General features: G+C 56.3%; 16 protein-coding genes. 11 read left to right on the forward strand and 5 right to left on the reverse strand.

The window, feature by feature from the left end:
• Positions 1-25: 25 nt before the first annotated feature.
• The 7 genes from odhB to QN399_RS17515 all read left to right on the forward strand — a co-directional run bounded on the left by odhB (position 26) and on the right by QN399_RS17515 (position 8,031).
• Positions 26-1,252 carry a 2-oxoglutarate dehydrogenase complex dihydrolipoyllysine-residue succinyltransferase gene (odhB, locus tag QN399_RS17485; RefSeq protein WP_330201315.1) on the forward strand — a complete coding sequence of 409 codons (1,227 nt, stop codon included), beginning with the start codon at positions 26-28 and terminating at the stop codon, positions 1,250-1,252.
• 124 nt (positions 1,253-1,376) lie between these two features.
• Complete coding sequence (gene lpdA, locus QN399_RS17490; RefSeq protein WP_322179544.1) at positions 1,377-2,813, forward strand: dihydrolipoyl dehydrogenase; 1,437 nt, start codon at positions 1,377-1,379, stop codon at positions 2,811-2,813.
• A gap of 217 nt (positions 2,814-3,030) precedes the next feature.
• Positions 3,031-4,197, forward strand: coding sequence for an ADP-forming succinate--CoA ligase subunit beta (gene sucC, locus QN399_RS17495; protein ID WP_322179543.1), 1,167 nt, complete (start codon positions 3,031-3,033; stop codon positions 4,195-4,197).
• On the forward strand, positions 4,197-5,078 hold the full coding sequence (gene sucD, locus QN399_RS17500) for a succinate--CoA ligase subunit alpha (protein ID WP_322179542.1): 882 nt from the start codon (positions 4,197-4,199) through the stop codon (positions 5,076-5,078). The genes sucC and sucD overlap by 1 nt, the downstream gene beginning before the upstream one ends.
• Positions 5,079-5,394: 316 nt before the next feature.
• Positions 5,395-6,708: a branched-chain amino acid transport system II carrier protein gene (gene brnQ / locus QN399_RS17505; RefSeq protein ID WP_330201316.1), complete on the forward strand. Its 1,314-nt coding sequence runs from the start codon at positions 5,395-5,397 to the stop codon at positions 6,706-6,708.
• Positions 6,709-6,901: 193 nt separating this feature from the next.
• Positions 6,902-7,645, forward strand: a complete 744-nt coding sequence (locus tag QN399_RS17510; protein WP_322179540.1) for a DUF599 family protein — start codon at positions 6,902-6,904, stop codon at positions 7,643-7,645.
• Positions 7,642-8,031, forward strand: a complete 390-nt coding sequence (locus QN399_RS17515) for an MAPEG family protein (protein WP_322179539.1) — start codon at positions 7,642-7,644, stop codon at positions 8,029-8,031. Before QN399_RS17510 ends, QN399_RS17515 begins: the two co-directional genes overlap by 4 nt.
• 51 nt (positions 8,032-8,082) lie before the next feature.
• Here the strand turns inward: QN399_RS17515 and QN399_RS17520 are convergent, their stop codons facing one another.
• Positions 8,083-8,340, reverse strand: coding sequence for a hypothetical protein (locus QN399_RS17520; RefSeq protein ID WP_322179538.1), 258 nt, complete (start codon positions 8,338-8,340; stop codon positions 8,083-8,085).
• Positions 8,341-8,498: 158 nt separating this feature from the next.
• Here QN399_RS17520 and QN399_RS17525 point away from each other — a divergent pair, with 158 nt between their 5' ends.
• The 4 genes from QN399_RS17525 (at position 8,499) to QN399_RS17540 (ending at position 12,219) form a co-directional block, all read left to right on the forward strand.
• A complete protein-coding gene (locus QN399_RS17525) occupies positions 8,499-8,978 on the forward strand; it encodes a PaaI family thioesterase (protein WP_322215874.1) in 480 nt (159 codons plus the stop codon).
• A complete protein-coding gene (locus tag QN399_RS17530; RefSeq protein WP_322179536.1) occupies positions 8,975-9,418 on the forward strand; it encodes a PaaI family thioesterase in 444 nt (147 codons plus the stop codon). Before QN399_RS17525 ends, QN399_RS17530 begins: the two co-directional genes overlap by 4 nt.
• A 103-nt stretch (positions 9,419-9,521) precedes the next feature.
• Positions 9,522-11,426 carry a molecular chaperone HtpG gene (gene htpG, locus QN399_RS17535; RefSeq protein WP_330201317.1) on the forward strand — a complete coding sequence of 635 codons (1,905 nt, stop codon included), beginning with the start codon at positions 9,522-9,524 and terminating at the stop codon, positions 11,424-11,426.
• A 64-nt stretch (positions 11,427-11,490) separates the two neighbouring features.
• Positions 11,491-12,219, forward strand: a complete 729-nt coding sequence (locus tag QN399_RS17540; RefSeq protein WP_322179533.1) for a dienelactone hydrolase family protein — start codon at positions 11,491-11,493, stop codon at positions 12,217-12,219.
• Between the two features lie 104 nt (positions 12,220-12,323).
• On the opposite strand, the gene QN399_RS17545 is transcribed toward QN399_RS17540, so the two are convergent.
• Genes QN399_RS17545 through QN399_RS17560 form a run of 4 tightly spaced genes read right to left on the reverse strand, consistent with a single transcriptional unit; the run spans position 12,324 to position 17,895 of the window.
• Positions 12,324-13,184 (reverse strand): pirin family protein, encoded by an 861-nt coding sequence (locus QN399_RS17545; RefSeq protein WP_330201342.1) that lies wholly within the window; start codon positions 13,182-13,184, stop codon positions 12,324-12,326.
• Positions 13,185-13,241: 57 nt separating this feature from the next.
• Entirely contained in the window at positions 13,242-13,661 is a 420-nt protein-coding gene (locus tag QN399_RS17550; protein WP_322179532.1) for an OsmC family protein, read from the reverse strand.
• A gap of 50 nt (positions 13,662-13,711) precedes the next feature.
• Positions 13,712-16,696 (reverse strand): EAL domain-containing protein, encoded by a 2,985-nt coding sequence (locus QN399_RS17555; protein ID WP_330201318.1) that lies wholly within the window; start codon positions 16,694-16,696, stop codon positions 13,712-13,714.
• Positions 16,684-17,895 carry a substrate-binding domain-containing protein gene (locus QN399_RS17560; RefSeq protein ID WP_330201319.1) on the reverse strand — a complete coding sequence of 404 codons (1,212 nt, stop codon included), beginning with the start codon at positions 17,893-17,895 and terminating at the stop codon, positions 16,684-16,686. Before QN399_RS17560 ends, QN399_RS17555 begins: the two co-directional genes overlap by 13 nt.
• Between the last annotated feature and the right edge of the window lie 57 nt (positions 17,896-17,952).

Raw genomic sequence — 17,952 nt, forward strand, 5'->3', positions numbered from 1 at the left:
AACCGAATTTAAGGAATTACAGATAATGGCTATCGAGATCAAAGCCCCCTCTTTCCCGGAATCAGTTGCCGATGGCACCATTTCCAAATGGCATAAACAGCCGGGCGAAGCGGTAAAGCGTGACGAGCTGCTGGTCGACATCGAGACTGACAAAGTTGTTCTCGAAGTGTTGGCTGAAGCTGACGGCGTGTTGGCATCGATCGTGAAGGGCGAGGGCGAGACTGTCCTGTCCAATGAACTGATCGCAACCCTGGATGCAGGCGCTACTGCCTCTGCTGCTCCAGTGGCTGCCGCTCCTGCTGCAACAGCCCAAGCAGCGGCGGCTCCAGCCGCTGCTGCTGGCGACGAAGATGCAATCGGTGCTCCAGCTGCGCGCAAGCTGGCTGAAGAAAACGGCATCAACCTGAACAACGTCAAAGGCACGGGTAAAGATGGTCGTGTGACCAAGGAAGACGTGGTCGCTGCGATTGAAGCGAAGAAATCCGCTCCAGCCGCTGCCCCTGCGCCTGCCAAAGTCGCTGCGGCTGCTCCAGTGTTCTCTGCCGGTGATCGGGTTGAGAAGCGCGTTCCTATGACCCGCCTGCGTGCCAAGGTTGCAGAGCGTCTGGTTGATGCTCAGTCGAACATGGCGATGCTGACTACGTTCAACGAAGTCAACATGAAGCCGGTCATGGACCTGCGTTCGAAGTACAAGGAGCTGTTCGAGAAGTCGCACAACGGCGTACGTCTGGGCTTCATGTCGTTCTTCGTGAAAGCGGCCACAGAAGCGCTGAAGCGCTACCCTGCGGTCAATGCCTCGATCGACGGCACTGACATCGTTTACCACGGCTACTCCGACGTCGGTGTTGCCGTGTCCAGCGACCGTGGTCTGGTTGTGCCGGTGCTGCGTAACGCCGAACTGATGAGCCTGGCTGAAATCGAAGGCGGCATTGCCAACTTCGGCAAGAAAGCCAAAGACGGCAAGCTGACCATGGACGACATGACTGGCGGTACCTTCACCATCTCCAACGGTGGTACCTTCGGTTCGTTGCTGTCGACCCCGATCGTCAACCCGCCACAAGCCGCTATTCTGGGTATGCACAAAATCCAGGAGCGTCCAATGGCGGTCAAGGGTGAGGTCGTGATCCTGCCGATGATGTATCTGGCACTCTCGTATGACCACCGTTTGATCGACGGTAAAGAAGCAGTTACCTTCCTGGTTACCATCAAGGACTTGCTGGAAGACCCGGCTCGTCTGCTGCTGGATATCTGATTTCGTCTGTCGGGCAGGGTCGCGGTTGATCGCGATGTCCTGCCTGATTGTTGAATGAACCAGCTTCGTCCCACGACGGTCCTCACAAGGGACCGTCCGGTTTGATTTGAAAAAGGAATGACTCATGACCCAGAAATTCGATTTGGTAGTGATTGGTGCTGGCCCTGGCGGCTATGTTGCCGCTATCAAGGCAGCGCAACTTGGTCTCAAGACTGCCTGCATCGAGAAATATCAGGACAAGGAGGGCAAACTGGCCCTTGGCGGTACTTGTCTGAACGTTGGCTGCATTCCTTCCAAGGCGCTGTTGGATAGCTCCTGGAAATTCTACGAAGCTAAAAACGGCTTCAAAGTCCACGGTATCTCGACGTCCGAAGTGACCATGGATGTACCCGCCATGGTTGGTCGTAAATCGGCCATCGTTAAAGGCCTGACTGGCGGCGTAGCCAGCCTGTTCAAAGCCAATGGTGTGATTTCCCTGCAGGGCCACGGCAAGCTGCTGGCCGGCAAGAAAGTCGAACTGACCCGCCCTGATGGCACGGTTGAAGTGATCGAAGCCGAAAACGTGATCCTCGCTTCTGGCTCGCGTCCAATCGACATTCCTCCTGCACCGGTCGATAACAACATTATCGTCGACTCCACCGGCGCCCTTGAATTCCAGCAAGTTCCGAAACGCCTGGGCGTGATCGGCGCTGGCGTGATCGGCCTTGAACTGGGTTCGGTCTGGGCTCGTCTGGGTGCACAAGTCACTGTCCTCGAAGCTCTGGAAAAATTCATTCCAGCGGCTGACGAGCAGGTTTCCAAAGAAGCCTTGAAGACCTTCACCAAACAAGGTCTGGACATCAAGCTTGGCGCACGCGTGACCGGTTCCAAGGTCAGCGGCGAAGAAGTTGTGGTGACCTACACTGACGCCACTGGCGAACAGACCATTACCTTCGACAAGCTGATTGTTGCTGTTGGCCGTCGTCCGGTGACTACTGAGTTGTTGGCTTCCGACAGCGGTGTGACCATCGACGAACGCGGCTTTATCTTCGTTGATGATCAGTGCGCTACCAGCGTTCCAGGCGTGTATGCCATTGGTGACGTGGTTCGTGGTCTGATGCTGGCGCACAAGGCCTCGGAAGAGGGCATCATGGTCGTTGAGCGTATCAAGGGCCACAAAGCCCAGATCAACTATGACCTGATTCCTTCGGTTATCTACACCCATCCGGAAATCGCATGGGTCGGTAAAACCGAGCAAACCTTGAAGGCTGAAGGCGTTGAAGTTAATGTTGGCACCTTTCCGTTTGCTGCCAGTGGCCGTGCCATGGCTGCAAACGATACCGGCGGCTTTGTAAAAGTTATCGCCGACGCCAGGACTGACCGCGTATTGGGCGTTCACGTTATTGGTCCAGGCGCAGCAGAGTTGGTACAGCAGGGCGCAATCGCTATGGAATTCGGCAGCAGTGCTGAAGATATCGGGATGATGGTTTTCTCTCACCCGACGTTGTCCGAAGCGTTGCATGAAGCAGCACTGGCAGTGAATGGTGGCGCCATCCACATCCAGAATAAAAAGAAACGTTAAGACAATAAGAAGCCACGACGGACTGCCCGTCGTGAGCCTTGCTAGCAAGTCTCACCGCGGAACGTCCGCCGGACTCAAGCTTATGGGCGCCTTCAGGAACGTACAGAGCATTGTTTCGGCACATTCCTGAGGTCATCCGAGGTAGCGGTCACAGGTGGTGCGGCACTTCTCGAAGTGCAGCACCGAATGCGCAGCACTAACGAAGACGGTAATAAGAATGAATCTTCACGAATATCAGGGTAAGCAGCTCTTCGCTGAATACGGCCTGCCAGTATCCAAAGGCTACGCAGTAGACACCCCGGAAGCAGCAGCAGAAGCTTGCGATAAAATTGGCGGGACCGAATGGGTCGTCAAAGCCCAGGTTCACGCGGGTGGTCGCGGTAAAGCGGGTGGCGTAAAGCTGGTTCGTAGCAAAGAAGAAGCCAAGGCTTTCGCTCAACAGTGGTTGGGCAAGCGTCTGGTGACTTATCAGACTGATGCCAATGGTCAGCCAGTCACCAAGATCCTGGTTGAAACCTGCACCGACATCGCCAAAGAGCTGTACCTGGGCGCTGTAGTGGATCGTTCGAGCCGTCGCATCGTGTTCATGGCTTCCACCGAAGGTGGTGTGGACATCGAGAAAATCGCTAACGACACCCCTGAGAAGATTCTTAAGGCCACTATCGATCCGCTGGTAGGCGCTCAGCCTTTCCAGGGCCGTGACCTGGCTTTCCAACTGGGCCTTAAAGGCGACCAGATCAAGCAGTTCACCAACATCTTCGTTGGCTTGGCCAAGCTGTTCCAGGACTACGACCTGGCTCTGCTGGAAGTGAACCCGCTGGTTATCAAGGCTGACGGCAACCTGCATTGCCTCGATGCCAAGATCAACATCGATCCTAACGCTGTTTACCGCCAGCCAAAGCTGAAAGCTTTCCACGATCCATCGCAAGATGATCCGCGCGAAGCTCACGCTGCCAAGTTCGAACTGAACTACGTGGCGCTGGAAGGTAACATCGGTTGCATGGTCAACGGTGCTGGCCTGGCCATGGGCACCATGGACATCGTCAATCTGCATGGCGGCAAACCAGCCAACTTCCTCGACGTTGGCGGTGGCGCTACCAAAGAACGCGTAACTGAAGCGTTCAAGATCATTCTGTCCGACAGCAATGTCGCTGCAGTGTTGGTCAACATCTTCGGCGGCATCGTTCGTTGCGACATGATTGCCGAAGGCATCATCGGCGCAGTGAAAGAAGTTGGCGTGAAAATCCCGGTTGTTGTTCGCCTTGAAGGTAACAACGCTGAACTGGGCGCTAAAGTACTGGCAGAAAGCGGTTTGAACATCATCGCGGCTACCAGCCTGACCGACGCTGCTCAACAAGTTGTCAAAGCTGCGGAGGGCAAGTAATGAGCGTCCTGATCAATAAAGACACCAAAGTCATCTGCCAGGGTTTCACTGGCGCACAAGGTACTTTCCACTCCGAGCAAGCCATTGCCTACGGCACCAAAATGGTTGGCGGCGTGACACCGGGCAAAGGCGGTACAGTTCACCTGGACCTGCCAGTGTTCAACACTGTGCGTGAAGCAGTAGAAGCCACTGGCGCTACCGCCAGCGTGATCTACGTTCCAGCACCGTTCTGCAAGGATTCCATCCTTGAAGCAGCATTCAGCGGTATCAAGCTGATCGTCTGCATCACTGAAGGCATCCCTACCCTGGACATGCTTGATGCCAAGGTCAAGTGCGACGAACTGGGTGTGGTCCTGATCGGGCCTAACTGCCCAGGCGTGATCACTCCAGGCGAATGCAAGATCGGCATCATGCCCGGTCACATTCACTTGCCAGGTAAAGTCGGTATCGTGTCGCGTTCCGGCACCCTGACTTACGAAGCTGTGAAGCAGACCACAGACGCCGGTTTCGGTCAGTCCACTTGCGTGGGCATCGGCGGTGACCCGATCCCGGGCGCAAGCTTCATCGACATCCTGAAGCTGTTCCAGGCAGACCCGAAGACTGAAGCGATCGTTATGATCGGTGAAATCGGCGGTTCGGCTGAAGAAGAAGCGGCTGCCTACATCAAGGCACACGTGACCAAACCGGTTGTTTCCTACATCGCTGGTGTGACTGCCCCTGCGGGCAAGCGCATGGGCCATGCTGGCGCAATCATCTCTGGCGGCAAAGGCACTGCAGACGAGAAATTCGCTGCGCTGCAAGACGCGGGTGTAAAAACCGTGCGTTCGCTGGCAGACATCGGTAAAGCTTTGGCTGAACTGACTGGTTGGGCTATCAAGTAAGCTTCTGCTGACCTGACAACGCAATCAACAAAGGCCACCTTCGGGTGGCCTTTGTGCTTTCTGGCATTTAACGACTGACAGGCGATCGCTGTCCTCACTGTCACAAATACGACATGGTAAGTCGTTAATGAGACAGTACGCCCTACAATAGTGCGTTCCATGGCCTGATTCGTTAGGCTACTTGCCATTTTGCGTACCCGGGTCCCATAAGGAGCCGTTTCGCTTTACGTGCCTGTCTTATAAGGACCGGCATCATTTCCCTAACCCTCCGGGAAATCCCCTCTAAATTCCGATTCAGTAGTGTGGTATTTCCGTAATGAAAGTGTTGAAAGGCCAGGACATTCTGGCACTTGGTTTTATGACGTTTGCCCTATTTGTCGGGGCTGGCAATATCATCTTCCCTCCCATCGTGGGTTTGCAGGCCGGGCCGCAGGTGTGGATGGCGGCGCTGGGCTTCCTGGTTACCGCAGTGGGTCTTCCGGTGGTCACGGTCATCGCTCTGGCCAAGGTCGGCGGCGCGATGGATGCGCTGAGCAGCCCGATTGGTAAAGTCGCTGGCGGCATTCTCGCGGCGGTCTGCTACCTCGCGGTGGGGCCGCTGTTCGCGACCCCACGCACGGCCACCGTGTCGTTCGAAGTGGGGCTGGCGCCATTGACGGGTGACAGCCCGCTGGCGCTGTTTCTGTATAGCCTGGTGTACTTCCTTGTCGTGTTCTGGGTGTCGCTGTACCCGGGTCGTCTACTCGACACCGTGGGTCGCTTCCTTGCCCCGCTAAAAATCTTCGCGTTGGCCGTACTGGGGATTGCTGCATTTGCCTTGCCCGCTGGCGACATCGGGGTTGCCGAGCCAGCGTACGTGGCTGCGCCGTTCTTTCAAGGCTTTATCAATGGGTACCTGACCATGGATACCCTTGGGGCGTTGGTGTTCGGCATTGTGATCGTCAACGCTATCCGCTCGCGGGGCGTTGATTCGCCACAGCTGATCACTCGTTACGCAATCATTGCCGGGCTGATCGCCGGCCTTGGTCTGGCACTGGTCTATATCTGCCTGTTTCGCTTGGGGGCAGGCAGCCATGCGATAGCGGCAGGGGCGAGTAACGGTGCTGTGGTGCTGCACGCCTACGTGCAACATACCTTCGGTTCGCTGGGCAGTGGATTTCTTGCGGTGCTGATCTCGTTGGCCTGTCTGGTGACGGCTGTCGGCCTGACCTGCGCCTGCGCCGAATATTTCAGCAAAATCTTGCCGCTGTCTTACAAAGCGCTGGTGATCCTGCTGGCTGGTTTTTCGTTGCTGGTGTCCAATCTGGGGCTGACCAAGCTGATTCTATTCTCCATCCCGGTGCTGACAGCGATCTACCCGCCGTGCATCGTCTTGGTGGCGCTGAGCTTCTGCAAGGACTTCTGGCACTCACAAAGTCGCATCGTCGCACCAGTGATGTTGGTGTCGTTGTTGTTTGGCATCATCGACGCCTGCAAGGGTGCGGGTCTCGCCGATTGGCTGCCGACTCGACTGGCGCATTTGCCGTTGAGTGAGCAAGGCCTGGCGTGGCTGGTGCCAGCGGTGATCACGCTGGCCGGTGCAGTCATCTGCGACCGGCTGCTGGGCAAGCGCCGCGAAGCGCTGGCCTGAAGTCACTCGCTAACATTGCACGGGTGGATCGCGCTCTTCCTGTCGCATGCTGCAACACTCAAACAGCCCTGCATTTAATAGTGCGGGGCTTTTTTTGCACGCGTGATCAGTGTCTTTTTCCATGGGGTGTCGTCGAAGCACAGAGAATGCTCTTTACTGTTCTCAATCCTGCCCACGCGCTTCGGAATACTGCATGTCGTTCATTCAAGCCAATCTAATTCATCTCATGGCAGCACTCTGGTTCATCATCTGCTGGGGTGGTTATACCCGCTATGCCAGCCTGAAGGCCGCCGACACTGCTTGCCTGGCCAGCGTTTTGCACCTTTATCGGGAGGACTGGATGCGCCGAATGCTGCTGCGTGACAACCGTATCGCCGATGCCAGCGTGATCGGTAATCTGGAACGTAACGCCTCTTTTTTCGCGTCGAGCACCTTGATCATCCTTGCCGGCATTCTCACTGTGTTGGGCGCTTCCGAGCGGGCAGTATCGCTGTTGGCGGACATTCCCATGGTCCAGCAGGTTTCGCAGGGCATGTCAGAAATCAAACTGTTGTGCCTGGCATCCGTCTTCGTCTACGCCTTTTTTACATTCAGTTGGTGCATGCGTCAGTACAACTTCGCGGCGGTGCTGATCGGCTCTGCGCCCATGGTCGGTGAGCGTCATGTCAGCGAGTTGGAGCGCAAGTCGTTTGCCTTACGCGCTGCCCGGGTTATCTCCATGGCTGCCAACCAGTTCAACTTCGGGTTGCGCGCTTACTATTTCGGCATGACGATGCTCGCCTGGTTTGTCAGCCCCTGGTTATTCATGTTGATGAGCACAGGGGTGGTGCTGGTGTTGTACCGGCGGGAGTTTCATTCCGATGTGTTGCAAGTGATGGTCTACACCCAAACGGAGGCTCCGACTGCGGAGCCCATCAAGGAGACGACGGCGTTATGAGTATCCCTTTCTGGTGTTTGTTTATCAGCGCGGTGTTGATTTATGTGGCGCGGATTCCGGTCGGCAAAGCGATGAAAGAGCAGGGTGGTTACAACAACCATTTGCCGCGTGCCCAGCAGGCGCAATTGACCGGTTATGGCGCCCGCGCATTGGCGGCGCATCAGAACAGTTTCGAAGCGTTCGTGTTGTTTTCGGCGGGGGTGTTTGTCGCCCATACCACGCAGACCCAAGGCTTTTTAATTGATGGGATCGCCGTGGTTTTCGTGATTGCGCGTTTGATTTTTCTGGGAGCGTATCTGGCGGATATTCCAACCGTGCGCAGCCTGGCCTGGTTTGTCGGGCTGTTGTGTTCGTTGGGATTAATGCTCAGCCCGTTGCTGCGCTGAGACTAATGAAGCCCGCTACGAGCGGGCTTCATGGCCTGAAAACGTCTCAGCTTACTTGGTAGTGGTTGGTGCTGGGGCCTGGCCGTTGGCTTCTTTGGCGCGCTCTTGAGCGGCTTCAGCATTCTTCTGGGCAGCGTCCTGACTTTCTTTGGCGGCGTCGTTGACTTTGTCTTGGGCCTTATTCATCGACTCTTGGGATTCTTGCGCTGCTTTGTTGGCATCTTGCTGTTTGTTCTCGCTGGCTTTATTGCACGCGGCGAGACCCAGAGTGGCAGAAAGCATCAGGACACAGGCTAAAGATTTACGCATGGGGTGTTTCTCCTTATCAAAGATATCTACTAGCCTTTCGAGCGCCGGCCCATAAATTTAGTTCCACCTGTCCTACAGATATATAAAGGTTGATGTTTTAGGCGCTTTACGCTGAGGCTATGCTGGCCTCCTATAAAAATAATCAGAGTCAGCGTTCAATGAGCGATAACCCCATTTTTGAGCGCGCGGTGCGCTTTATTTCGGTGCTCCGGCATTGCCAGGTTCTGGGCATGCGCGTGCACCGCGCAGATACCGAAGGCATGACCCTGATCCTCCCCTACAGTCCGCACATCGTTGGTGATCCGCAAACCGGCGTTATCCATGGCGGCGCGCTGACGTCGCTGATGGACACCGCCTGCGGGATTGCCACGCTTTGCGTGCTGCCGGAGTTTGAAGTGTGCCCGACTCTCGATCTGCGCATCGACTATATGCATCCCGCTGAACCACACAAAGACGTCTTTGGTTTTGCCCAGTGTTATCGGGTGACCACCGACGTTATGTTTATCCGGGGTTTTGCTTATCAGGCTGACCCGCAACAGCCGATTGCCCATGTGGTCGGGACGTTCATGCGCATGGGCAAGGGGGCTGCTGCAGGCAGTAAGGGGTTGGGCGGCTCGATCAATGGCGGTGCGTTATGACGATTGATTTCAAGGACCAGGTTCGCCAGGCTCGTGAACAGGGCAGCTATGAAAGATTGTTCGAGCTGATTCCCTACGCGAAACTGATCGGTATTGAATGTTCGCGTCAGGATGATGCGTTGCTGTTTCGCCTGCCTGCCAACAAGGACAATATCGGTAACCCCCTGTTACCGGCCCTTCACGGCGGCGTGATCGCAGGCTTCATGGAGTTGGCGGCAGCCATGCATTTGCTGGTTGCCACCGGATCGGGCTCAGTCCCCAAGATCATCGACTTCTCGGTCGACTACCTGCGTGCCGGTTATTTTCGGGACACCTATGCGCAGTGCCAGGTCTGGCGGCAGGGGCGACGGGTGGCCAATGTCGCTGTTACCGCCTGGCAGAGCACCTCGGCCGAGCCCGTTGCCACGGCGCGGGCGCATTTTAAAATCGAAGAATCATAGATCGACACGTATAAGCCCTTGAAAAATCGGACCCAGCCCCCATTTTGATGACATCCCGCCGCTGTGTATGCGGCTTGTGCCATCTGATTGGAGTTTGATAACCATGAGTGTGGAAACTCAAAAGGAAACCCTGGGCTTCCAGACCGAGGTAAAGCAACTGCTGCACCTCATGATCCATTCGCTGTATTCCAACAAGGAAATTTTCCTTCGCGAATTGATCTCGAACGCCTCTGACGCTGTCGACAAATTACGTTTCGAAGCGTTGTCCAAACCGGACTTGCTCGAAGGCGGCGCTGAGCTGAAAATCCGTGTGAGCTTCGACAAGGACGCGAAAACCGTCACGCTCGAAGACAACGGCATCGGCATGAGCCGTGAAGATGCGATTACCCACTTGGGCACTATCGCCAAGTCGGGCACTGCTGACTTCATGAAGAACCTGTCCGGCGATCAGAAGAAAGATTCGCACCTGATCGGCCAATTCGGTGTGGGCTTTTATTCAGCGTTCATCGTTGCCGACAAGGTTGAAGTGTTCAGCCGCCGTGCTGGCGTACCTGCCAGCGAAGGCGTGCATTGGGCGTCCAAGGGCGAAGGCGAGTTCGAAATCGCGACCCTTGAGAAAGCTGATCGTGGTACCCGTATCGTTCTGCACCTGAAAAGCGCTGAAGGTGAATTCGCCGACGGTTATCGTCTGCGCAACATCATCAAGAAGTACTCCGATCACATTGCTTTGCCGATCCAGTTGCCGAAAGAACAGGCCGCTGTCGAAGGTGAAGCTGCACCTGAGCTGGAATGGGAAACCGTCAACCGCGCCAGCGCACTCTGGACCCGTCCGCGCACTGAGGTGACGGACGAGGAATACCAGGAATTCTACAAACACGTCGCTCACGATTTCGAAAACCCACTGAGCTGGAGCCACAACAAGGTCGAAGGCAAGCTGGAATACAGCTCGTTGCTGTACGTTCCGGGCCGTGCGCCTTTCGACCTGTATCAGCGTGAAGCGCCGCGTGGGCTGAAGCTCTATGTCCAGCGCGTATTCGTCATGGACCAGGCTGAGTCGTTCTTGCCGTTGTACATGCGGTTCATCAAGGGCGTGGTCGATTCCAATGACCTGTCTTTGAACGTATCCCGTGAAATCCTGCAGAAAGACCCGATCATCGATTCGATGAAGTCGGCGCTGACCAAGCGCGTGCTGGACATGCTGGAAAAACTGGCGAAGAACGAGCCTGAGCAATACAAAGGCTTCTGGAAAAACTTCGGTCAGGTCATGAAAGAAGGCCCGGCAGAAGATTTCGCCAACAAAGAAAAAATTGCCGGCTTGCTGCGCTTTGCGTCGACCCATGAAGACGGCGGTGAGCAAGTTGTGGCGCTTGCTGAATATCTGGCGCGCGCCAAGGAAGGTCAGGACAAGATCTATTACCTGACTGGCGAAACTTACGCTCAGGTCAAGAACAGCCCGCACCTGGAAGTTTTCCGCAAGAAAGGCATCGAAGTGCTGCTGTTGACCGACCGTATCGATGAGTGGCTGATGAGCTACCTCAGCGACTTCGACGGCAAAGGTTTTGTCGACGTGGCCCGTGGTGACTTGGATCTGGGCAAGCTTGATTCCGAAGAGGACAAGAAAGCCCAGGAAGAAGTCGCCAAGGATAAAGAAGGCTTGATCGAACGGCTGAAAGTCGCTCTGGGCGACGCAGTCAGTGAAGTGCGGGTTTCCCACCGCCTGACCGACTCTCCTGCGATTCTGGCGATTGGCGAGCAGGACCTCGGTCTGCAGATGCGTCAGATTCTCGAGGCCAGTGGCCAGAAGGTTCCGGAGTCCAAGCCGATCTTCGAATTCAATTCGGCCCACCCATTGATTGCCAAACTTGATACTGAGCAGAGTGAAGAGCGATTCGGCGACCTGTCGCACATTCTCTTCGATCAGGCGGCCCTGGCCGCAGGTGATAGCTTGAAAGACCCAGCCGCTTATGTGCGCCGTCTGAACAAGCTCTTGGTAGAGTTGTCGGTTTAAACACCCGGTATGAAAATCCCGCCTCGGCGGGATTTTTTTATGTCATTTTCTTTGGAGGTCAGCAATGAGCAACGTGACTGTTCGTTCAGTGGTTTATCAGATTGATGGCCAGCCCTACGAGAGCCGTTTGGTGTTTGATTCCGGTGACGCGTCCTCGCGTCCGGGTCTGGTGATGGCACCCAACTGGATGGGCGTTAGCCAAGGTGCGGAAAAAATCGCTCAGGCGGTGGCAGAGCAAGGTTATGTCGTGCTGGTGGCCGACCTGTATGGTCAGGGTACGCGCCCGAAAAATGGCGATGAGGCGGGCGCAGCGATGATGCCGCTTAAAAATGATCGGGCATTGCTGCGCAAGCGCATGCAGGCTGCGCTCGACGCGTTGAAGTCTCAGGTAGACGCGCCTGTAGACACCCTCAAGTTGGCGACTTTCGGGTTTTGTTTCGGCGGCTGCTGCTCGCTTGAACTGGCCCGTACCGGTGCTGCATTGAAAGCGACGGTATCCTTCCACGGCACGCTGGATACACCCAGCCCGGCGGACGCAAAAAATATCCAGGGGGCGGTGTTGGTCATGCATGGCGCTTCCGATCCATTGGTGCCTAAAGAGCAACTGCCTGCGTTCGAAGCTGAAATGAACGCGGCGGGCGTGGACTGGCAATTGCTGAGCTACGGCGGTGCGGTGCACTCGTTCACCGATCCGGAAGCGAACACGCCGGGCATGATGATGTACGACGCCAAAACCGCGAAGCGAGCGTTTGCGTCGATGCACAATTTGTTGGATGAGGTGTTCAAAGGCTGATAACCGAGATCCTGTCGGGTCTATCGCGGCCTGCAAGCCCACTCATTCAATTTGTAGGAGCGGGCTTGTCCGCGATGGCGGAGTGTCAGGCACCCGGATTCAAACTAAGGCAACTCGATCCTCTCGCTTTCACCCGGCACCGTCGGCCAATCACCGGCCGCCCAGCGCGCTCGTGCCTGATCGATCAGCGCCGGGTCGCTGGCCACAAAATTCCAGTTGATCCGTCGTGGTCCGTCCAGCGCGGCGCCGCCAATCAGCACGGCATGACATGCGCTGTCAGCGCATAACGTCACGCTTTCTCCGACCGGCAGCACGATCAAACTGCGCGCCTCTATCGGCTCGCCATCCAGTTGCGCGTCACCGCTGACCACATACAGCGCCCGCTCTTCGTGGCCAGCGGGGATCGTCAGCGCAGTGGCGGTTTGCAGGCTTACTTCGGCATATAACGTAGTCGACAGCACCGGTACCGGTGATGACAGGCAAAACCCGCTGCCAGCAATCATCCGAATACAGACGCCGAGGTTATCGCTAACCGGCAGTGTCTGTGCGGGATGATGGCTGTAATGCCCTGGGCCTTGTTCGTATGGTTTAGGTAACGCCAGCCAGACCTGCAGTCCATGCAAGCGTGAGCCGCTGCTGCGCAGCTTTTCCGGTGTGCGTTCGATGTGGGCAACGGCGCTACCGGCCGTCATCCAGCTTACATCACCGGGTAGGACCAACTGGTCGCTGCCAAGGCTGTCCTTGTGCAAGAGCTGGCCTTCGAACAGGTAAGTGAGGGTAGACAAGCCGATATGCGGATGTTGACGGATATTCATGCCGCTGCCAGCTGGGTAATCCGTTTCCAGCATGTGATCAAAAAAAACGAAAGGGCCGATACTGCGGCATTTGGCTGACGGCAGCGGGCGTAGAATCGGTTGGCCTTCGACATCTTCTGTGCGGGGCTTGATTACGATCATGAGCGTCATCTCGGCAAGCAGTGCGGGTCGATGCACAAAGCATAACCCGCGTTGATGTGTCCGGCGTTATTGGTCGAAGGCGCCTTCTGTCAGGTGAGTTTCGATGCTGACTTCAGTCGTGGTCATCAGCTTGTGTACCGGACAGCGATCTGCGATGCGATGCAGCAGGGTACGCTGCTCATCGCTCAGCATGCCCTCAAGGGTCAGTTCGACATGCAGATGATACTTGCCTTCCCGCTCCTGACTGCTGTCGCGTGTGACCTCGACAGTGACACCGGTCAGCGGGATTTCGTGTTTTTCGGCATACAGCTTGAGCGTCAATGCCTTGCACGCGCCCAGGGCTGCATCGAAATAATCATGAGGATCGGGCGCGGAGTCTTCGCCGCCGAGGCCTACAGGAAGATCGGTCAGCAGCTTATGTTTGTGATTGATTTCAATGCTGTGGCGATAGCCGTTGCCGGACAGCGTGTTGACAGTGATGGTCATGGAAAACCTCTCAGAGATGAAGCGGCACTTTGCGGTATGGAACTGGCGTATTACAGCAGAAGCAGCTGCTCTATCTCTTGTGCCGAGACAGGCTTGCTGAACAGATAGCCTTGCATTTCATCGCAGCCGTTTTCACGCAGGAAAACTTTCTGTTGTTCGGTTTCTACGCCCTCGGCGATCACCTTGAGGTTCAGTTTATGCCCCAATGAAATCACGGCCGTGGCGATGGCCCTGTCATTCTCGTTATCGGGAAGGTCACGCACGAAAGACTGGTCAATTTTCAGTCGGGCAATGGGGAAGCTTTTCAGTGCGGCGAGGCTTGAGTAGCCGGTGCCGAAGTCATCGATCGAGAGGCTTATCCCCATCGCTTGCAGTTCCTTCATTTTGACAATGGCTTGCTTAAGGTCTTGCATGATCAAGCTTTCGGTCAGTTCCAACTCCAGGTACCTGGGGTCCAGCCCGCTGTCCTGCAACGCGTGCTGCACCCGGCTGACCAGGTCCCTTTCGATGAATTGGCGTGCTGAAATATTGACTGACATGGTGATTAGGGGCATGCCTGCATCCTGCCAGGCTTTGTTCTGTTTGCAGGCTGTGTGGATCACCCAGTCGCCAATGGGTACGATTAATCCGGTTTCTTCGGCTGGCGGAATAAACTTGATGGGGGAAACCATGCCGAGTGTAGGGTGCTGCCAGCGGATCAGTGCTTCCACGCCAATGACCTGACCTGAGTGTAAATCCACCTGGGGCTGATACAGCAACAGGAACTCCTCATGGTCAATTGCATTTCGAAGCCCGTCCTGCATGGCAAGCTTGCCCTTATGCTTGCTGTTCATCTCGCTGGTGTAGAACTGGTAACTATTGCGGCCCAGCTCCTTGGCCCGATACATGGCGGCGTCTGCGTTTCTGAGCAGGGTCTCGGTGTCGGTTCCATCGGCAGGGTAGGTGGCCAGTCCCATACTGCAGGTGACATGGAGTGTGTGCCTGTTGAGCTGGATGGGTTGCAGGATGGCTTCCTGGATTTTCTGCAGGACCGGGGTGATACCGTCGGCGTCAGAGGGCTGATCGAACAGGATGATCACGAATTCGTCGCCGCCCAGTCGAACGACCGTGTCGGTGCGTCGCACGCATTGGACCATTCGGCTGGCGACGGTTTTCAGCAGCTCATCCCCGGCGCTGTGGCCCAGACTGTCATTGACCAGTTTGAATTTATCCAAGTCGATGAACACCACCGTTACCCGGCGAGCACAACGTTGAGCGTAAAGGATGGCCTGTTTGAGGCGGTCTTCCAGCAGCGTGCGATTCGGCAGTCCGGTCAATGCATCATGGTCTCCCATGTAGCGGATGCGGTTTTCCGTGTGTTTGCGCTCAATTGCGATTCCGGCGAGGTGTGTCGCTATGCCAATCAGCTGCATCTCGACCTTGACGGGGCTGCGGACCGTACGGGAATACAAGGCAAAGGTTCCCAGGACCTTTCGATCATGGGACAGGATGGGGGTCGACCAGCAGGCGCGTAGGCCGTAGGGCGCTGCGATTGATCGATAATCTTCCCACAACGGGTCGTCCTCAATGTCAGCAACAATCACCGGTTCCCGTCGATATACGGCAGTGCCACATGAACCGACCTTCGGGCCGATTGCAACCCCGTCGATGGCCTGGGTGTAGGTCTTCGGCAGGCTGGGTGCGGCCCCATGCAGGAGATGAGTTCCCTCTTCGTCCAGCAGGAGGATGGACACCATCATGTCGTTCATCTGCGATTCAACCAGATGGGCCAGACTGTCGAGGACCTCCTGGAGTTCGGTACTTTTCGCGATCAGCTCAAGGACGTGACCCTGGCCGGTGCGTACAACGGCCTCCTGCTGCAATTGTGAGTTTTGCAAGGCGAGCCGTTCTTTGACGGTGCTCAATTCGGCGGTTTTTCTTTCAAGCTGCTGGCGATCTTTCAGAAACTGATTCACGGCGCGTGCCATGTCGCCGATCTCGTCCTTCTCCTGCACCTCCATCACTAGCGACGTATCGTCGGTACGCTCCTGCCGTAGCTGGCGGCTGATCTCATTCAGGCGCACGAGCACATGACGACCCATGAATATGCGCGTCACAAACCATGCAACTATCAGGCTGCCGCCCAGCATGATGAGGATCCATTGCTGGCTGCGATTGGAGGCCTCGACCAGATCCTGCACGGCTTCCCGGTAGTCTTGGGTGTACGCGGCGGATTGCTCGCGTGCGACCATCACCAAGGATTCTGCCTGGTTTTCCAGAGCGTCATGAAAGTGCTCTAGAACGTCGTGCTGGCTGATCAGTTTCAGGCGTAGGGAGAACGGATCTTGCGCCTCAGGATCAATGGGGTCAGGTTGTTGTGATTGCAGGGTGGCGACATCGTTTCGCACTGCATCGGGTAATTCGCGTGTCGCGGCGGCTTTGCGCATGAACCGCGTACGCAGCAGCTCCACCGCATTGCGGTCACTCACGACGGGCAAGTTGTACAGCAGAACCGCCAGTTCCGGGCTGCCTTGAGTTTGGGTGCCGATCAAGCGACTGGTACGATCCTTCAGGGTGCGCTCGAAGTCGACTTCGGTTTGCAGCATGCCTTCGCGCAGTTGAGCCACGATATTGGCGGTATTGCGAAATAGTTGACTTGACTGATGCACGTCAAGTATCGCGACAGCATTGCTCGCGGTTGTCAGCTGAACCACCAGGCGATCAAGTGCCTCAAGCTGTTTAACCGTCTCTGCATAGCTTGAACGCAGGGTATCGAAAGAGGGGGTGGTCAGTAGTTGATCCGTCTGGCGTTCGATCAGCAGAGTGCTCTGCAGCATGTCCTGTCCAGCTTGCATGCGGGCCAGTTGCTCTTTGGTCAGTTCTCGGGCGGCGTTGTTTGATGTACGCAGGGCGTAGACCGCCGTCGCGCCGCCCGCCAGGATCAACAGGGTCAGCGCTAGAAATGCAAGGATGAACTGAGCGCGTAGCGATTGCGGGAGTAGCTGGCGATACACGGCGGTGAGTCGGGACGTCACGTTCACGGTCAGCGGTTCCATAGGCGGCGGTACATAGTCCGGTAGCCATTGTCTGGGTCGTACTGGAACTTCTCCCCGCCATCGAAAGCGACGTTGTCGACATTGACCAGATGAACTGGCGCTACGAATCCGCTGACAGGGAGCCCTGCAAGGAGTCGGTTCAATTCATCCATCACCTGCCATCCGTGTAAATTCAGAGGCTCGGCCACTGTGACGGTTTGATAAGTTTTTGCCTGAATTCGCAAAAATGCGGAAGCGCTGCCATCTCCGGCAGACAGCAGATTGAGCCCATTGCTCGGTATCCCGGCGCTGGTCAACGTTGCAGTTGAGTAGTCGAAATAGATATCGTTGATGGCCAGCATATACGTCCAGCGTTTGCCGTATCGCAGGAGCAGATCCCTTGTAATCGCGGGCATACGCTCGCCACTCTCGGAGATTGCGACGTCGCGCACTTCCAGCAGGGTGCACCCTTTGCAGGATTGGATGACGTCTTCCATGGCCTTGGCCTTGGCTGTGGCGATGCTGTACCTGGAGTCGGTCAGGATGACCACGCCAGCATGACCCATTGATTGCGCTACTGCCGCCAATGCAGTGAGGCGCGCGACCTCCACCGGGTCGGTGGTGACGTTCATGGCGACAGGCGTGCCGGCAATCGGCCCCGGTTGCGCGCCCGCGTGCCAGGCAACGACAGGCACGCCTTGGTTGGCAAAGGTTTCCAGTGCTGCATGGTTCTCGCGTGCATCGGAGCCGCACAGGATAAGGCCGTCGGGGTTTGCTGCCAGCGCATCGGCAAAGGCTTTCGCGCGTCCGGCTGAAGATCCGCCGCCATCGAATATCTTGAGCGACCAGCCCATCACCGCTGCCGCCTCGCGTGCGCCTTGCGCAACACCGATAATTCCGCCATTGCGTAAATCTTCTGCCACAAAGGCAATGTTTTTTCCCCGAGGGGCGGGAGGGCCGGACTCGGGGCCGCTCCAGTGAGCTTTGAGGGTTGCCTTGGCAACGATCTGCTGTGCCTGGCTGACGAAGGCCGTGGCGTTTTTGACATCGTCTCTGGCCAGCGGACTTGGTGAATTTTGGGCATGCACGGGAACTGCAGCTAAAAAAAAGAAGGCTGTAATTGAAACTATACCGAGTAAGTAGGGCCTCTTCATTCGCTTGGGGTCGCTACCACGTGAGATGCCAGGCCTTGCGCCGACATTGCGATCATATTCGTCCATGGCATTCGGCTACGTAGGGAGGTGTCACAAGGTGCTGTGGGTGCGAAAAAAAGCGAA

Source organism: Pseudomonas sp. 10C3 (genome assembly GCF_036346185.1).
GTDB lineage: Bacteria > Pseudomonadota > Gammaproteobacteria > Pseudomonadales > Pseudomonadaceae > Aquipseudomonas.

Excerpts from the sequence above, each read along its gene's own strand:
- QN399_RS17515 (WP_322179539.1), top strand. The coding sequence starts at position 7,642 with ATGAGTATCCCTTTCTGGTGTTTGTTTATCAGCGCGGTGTTGATTTAT.
- lpdA (WP_322179544.1), top strand. The coding sequence starts at position 1,377 with ATGACCCAGAAATTCGATTTGGTAGTGATTGGTGCTGGCCCTGGCGGC.
- QN399_RS17520 (WP_322179538.1), bottom strand. The coding sequence starts at position 8,340 with ATGCGTAAATCTTTAGCCTGTGTCCTGATGCTTTCTGCCACTCTGGGT.
- QN399_RS17555 (WP_330201318.1), bottom strand. The coding sequence starts at position 16,696 with ATGGAACCGCTGACCGTGAACGTGACGTCCCGACTCACCGCCGTGTAT.
- QN399_RS17550 (WP_322179532.1), bottom strand. The coding sequence starts at position 13,661 with ATGACCATCACTGTCAACACGCTGTCCGGCAACGGCTATCGCCACAGC.
- odhB (WP_330201315.1), top strand. The coding sequence starts at position 26 with ATGGCTATCGAGATCAAAGCCCCCTCTTTCCCGGAATCAGTTGCCGAT.
- sucC (WP_322179543.1), top strand. The coding sequence starts at position 3,031 with ATGAATCTTCACGAATATCAGGGTAAGCAGCTCTTCGCTGAATACGGC.
- QN399_RS17545 (WP_330201342.1), bottom strand. The coding sequence starts at position 13,184 with ATGACGCTCATGATCGTAATCAAGCCCCGCACAGAAGATGTCGAAGGC.
- sucD (WP_322179542.1), top strand. The coding sequence starts at position 4,197 with ATGAGCGTCCTGATCAATAAAGACACCAAAGTCATCTGCCAGGGTTTC.
- QN399_RS17560 (WP_330201319.1), bottom strand. The coding sequence starts at position 17,895 with ATGGACGAATATGATCGCAATGTCGGCGCAAGGCCTGGCATCTCACGT.
- htpG (WP_330201317.1), top strand. The coding sequence starts at position 9,522 with ATGAGTGTGGAAACTCAAAAGGAAACCCTGGGCTTCCAGACCGAGGTA.
- brnQ (WP_330201316.1), top strand. The coding sequence starts at position 5,395 with ATGAAAGTGTTGAAAGGCCAGGACATTCTGGCACTTGGTTTTATGACG.
- QN399_RS17530 (WP_322179536.1), top strand. The coding sequence starts at position 8,975 with ATGACGATTGATTTCAAGGACCAGGTTCGCCAGGCTCGTGAACAGGGC.
- QN399_RS17510 (WP_322179540.1), top strand. The coding sequence starts at position 6,902 with ATGTCGTTCATTCAAGCCAATCTAATTCATCTCATGGCAGCACTCTGG.
- QN399_RS17525 (WP_322215874.1), top strand. The coding sequence starts at position 8,499 with ATGAGCGATAACCCCATTTTTGAGCGCGCGGTGCGCTTTATTTCGGTG.
- QN399_RS17540 (WP_322179533.1), top strand. The coding sequence starts at position 11,491 with ATGAGCAACGTGACTGTTCGTTCAGTGGTTTATCAGATTGATGGCCAG.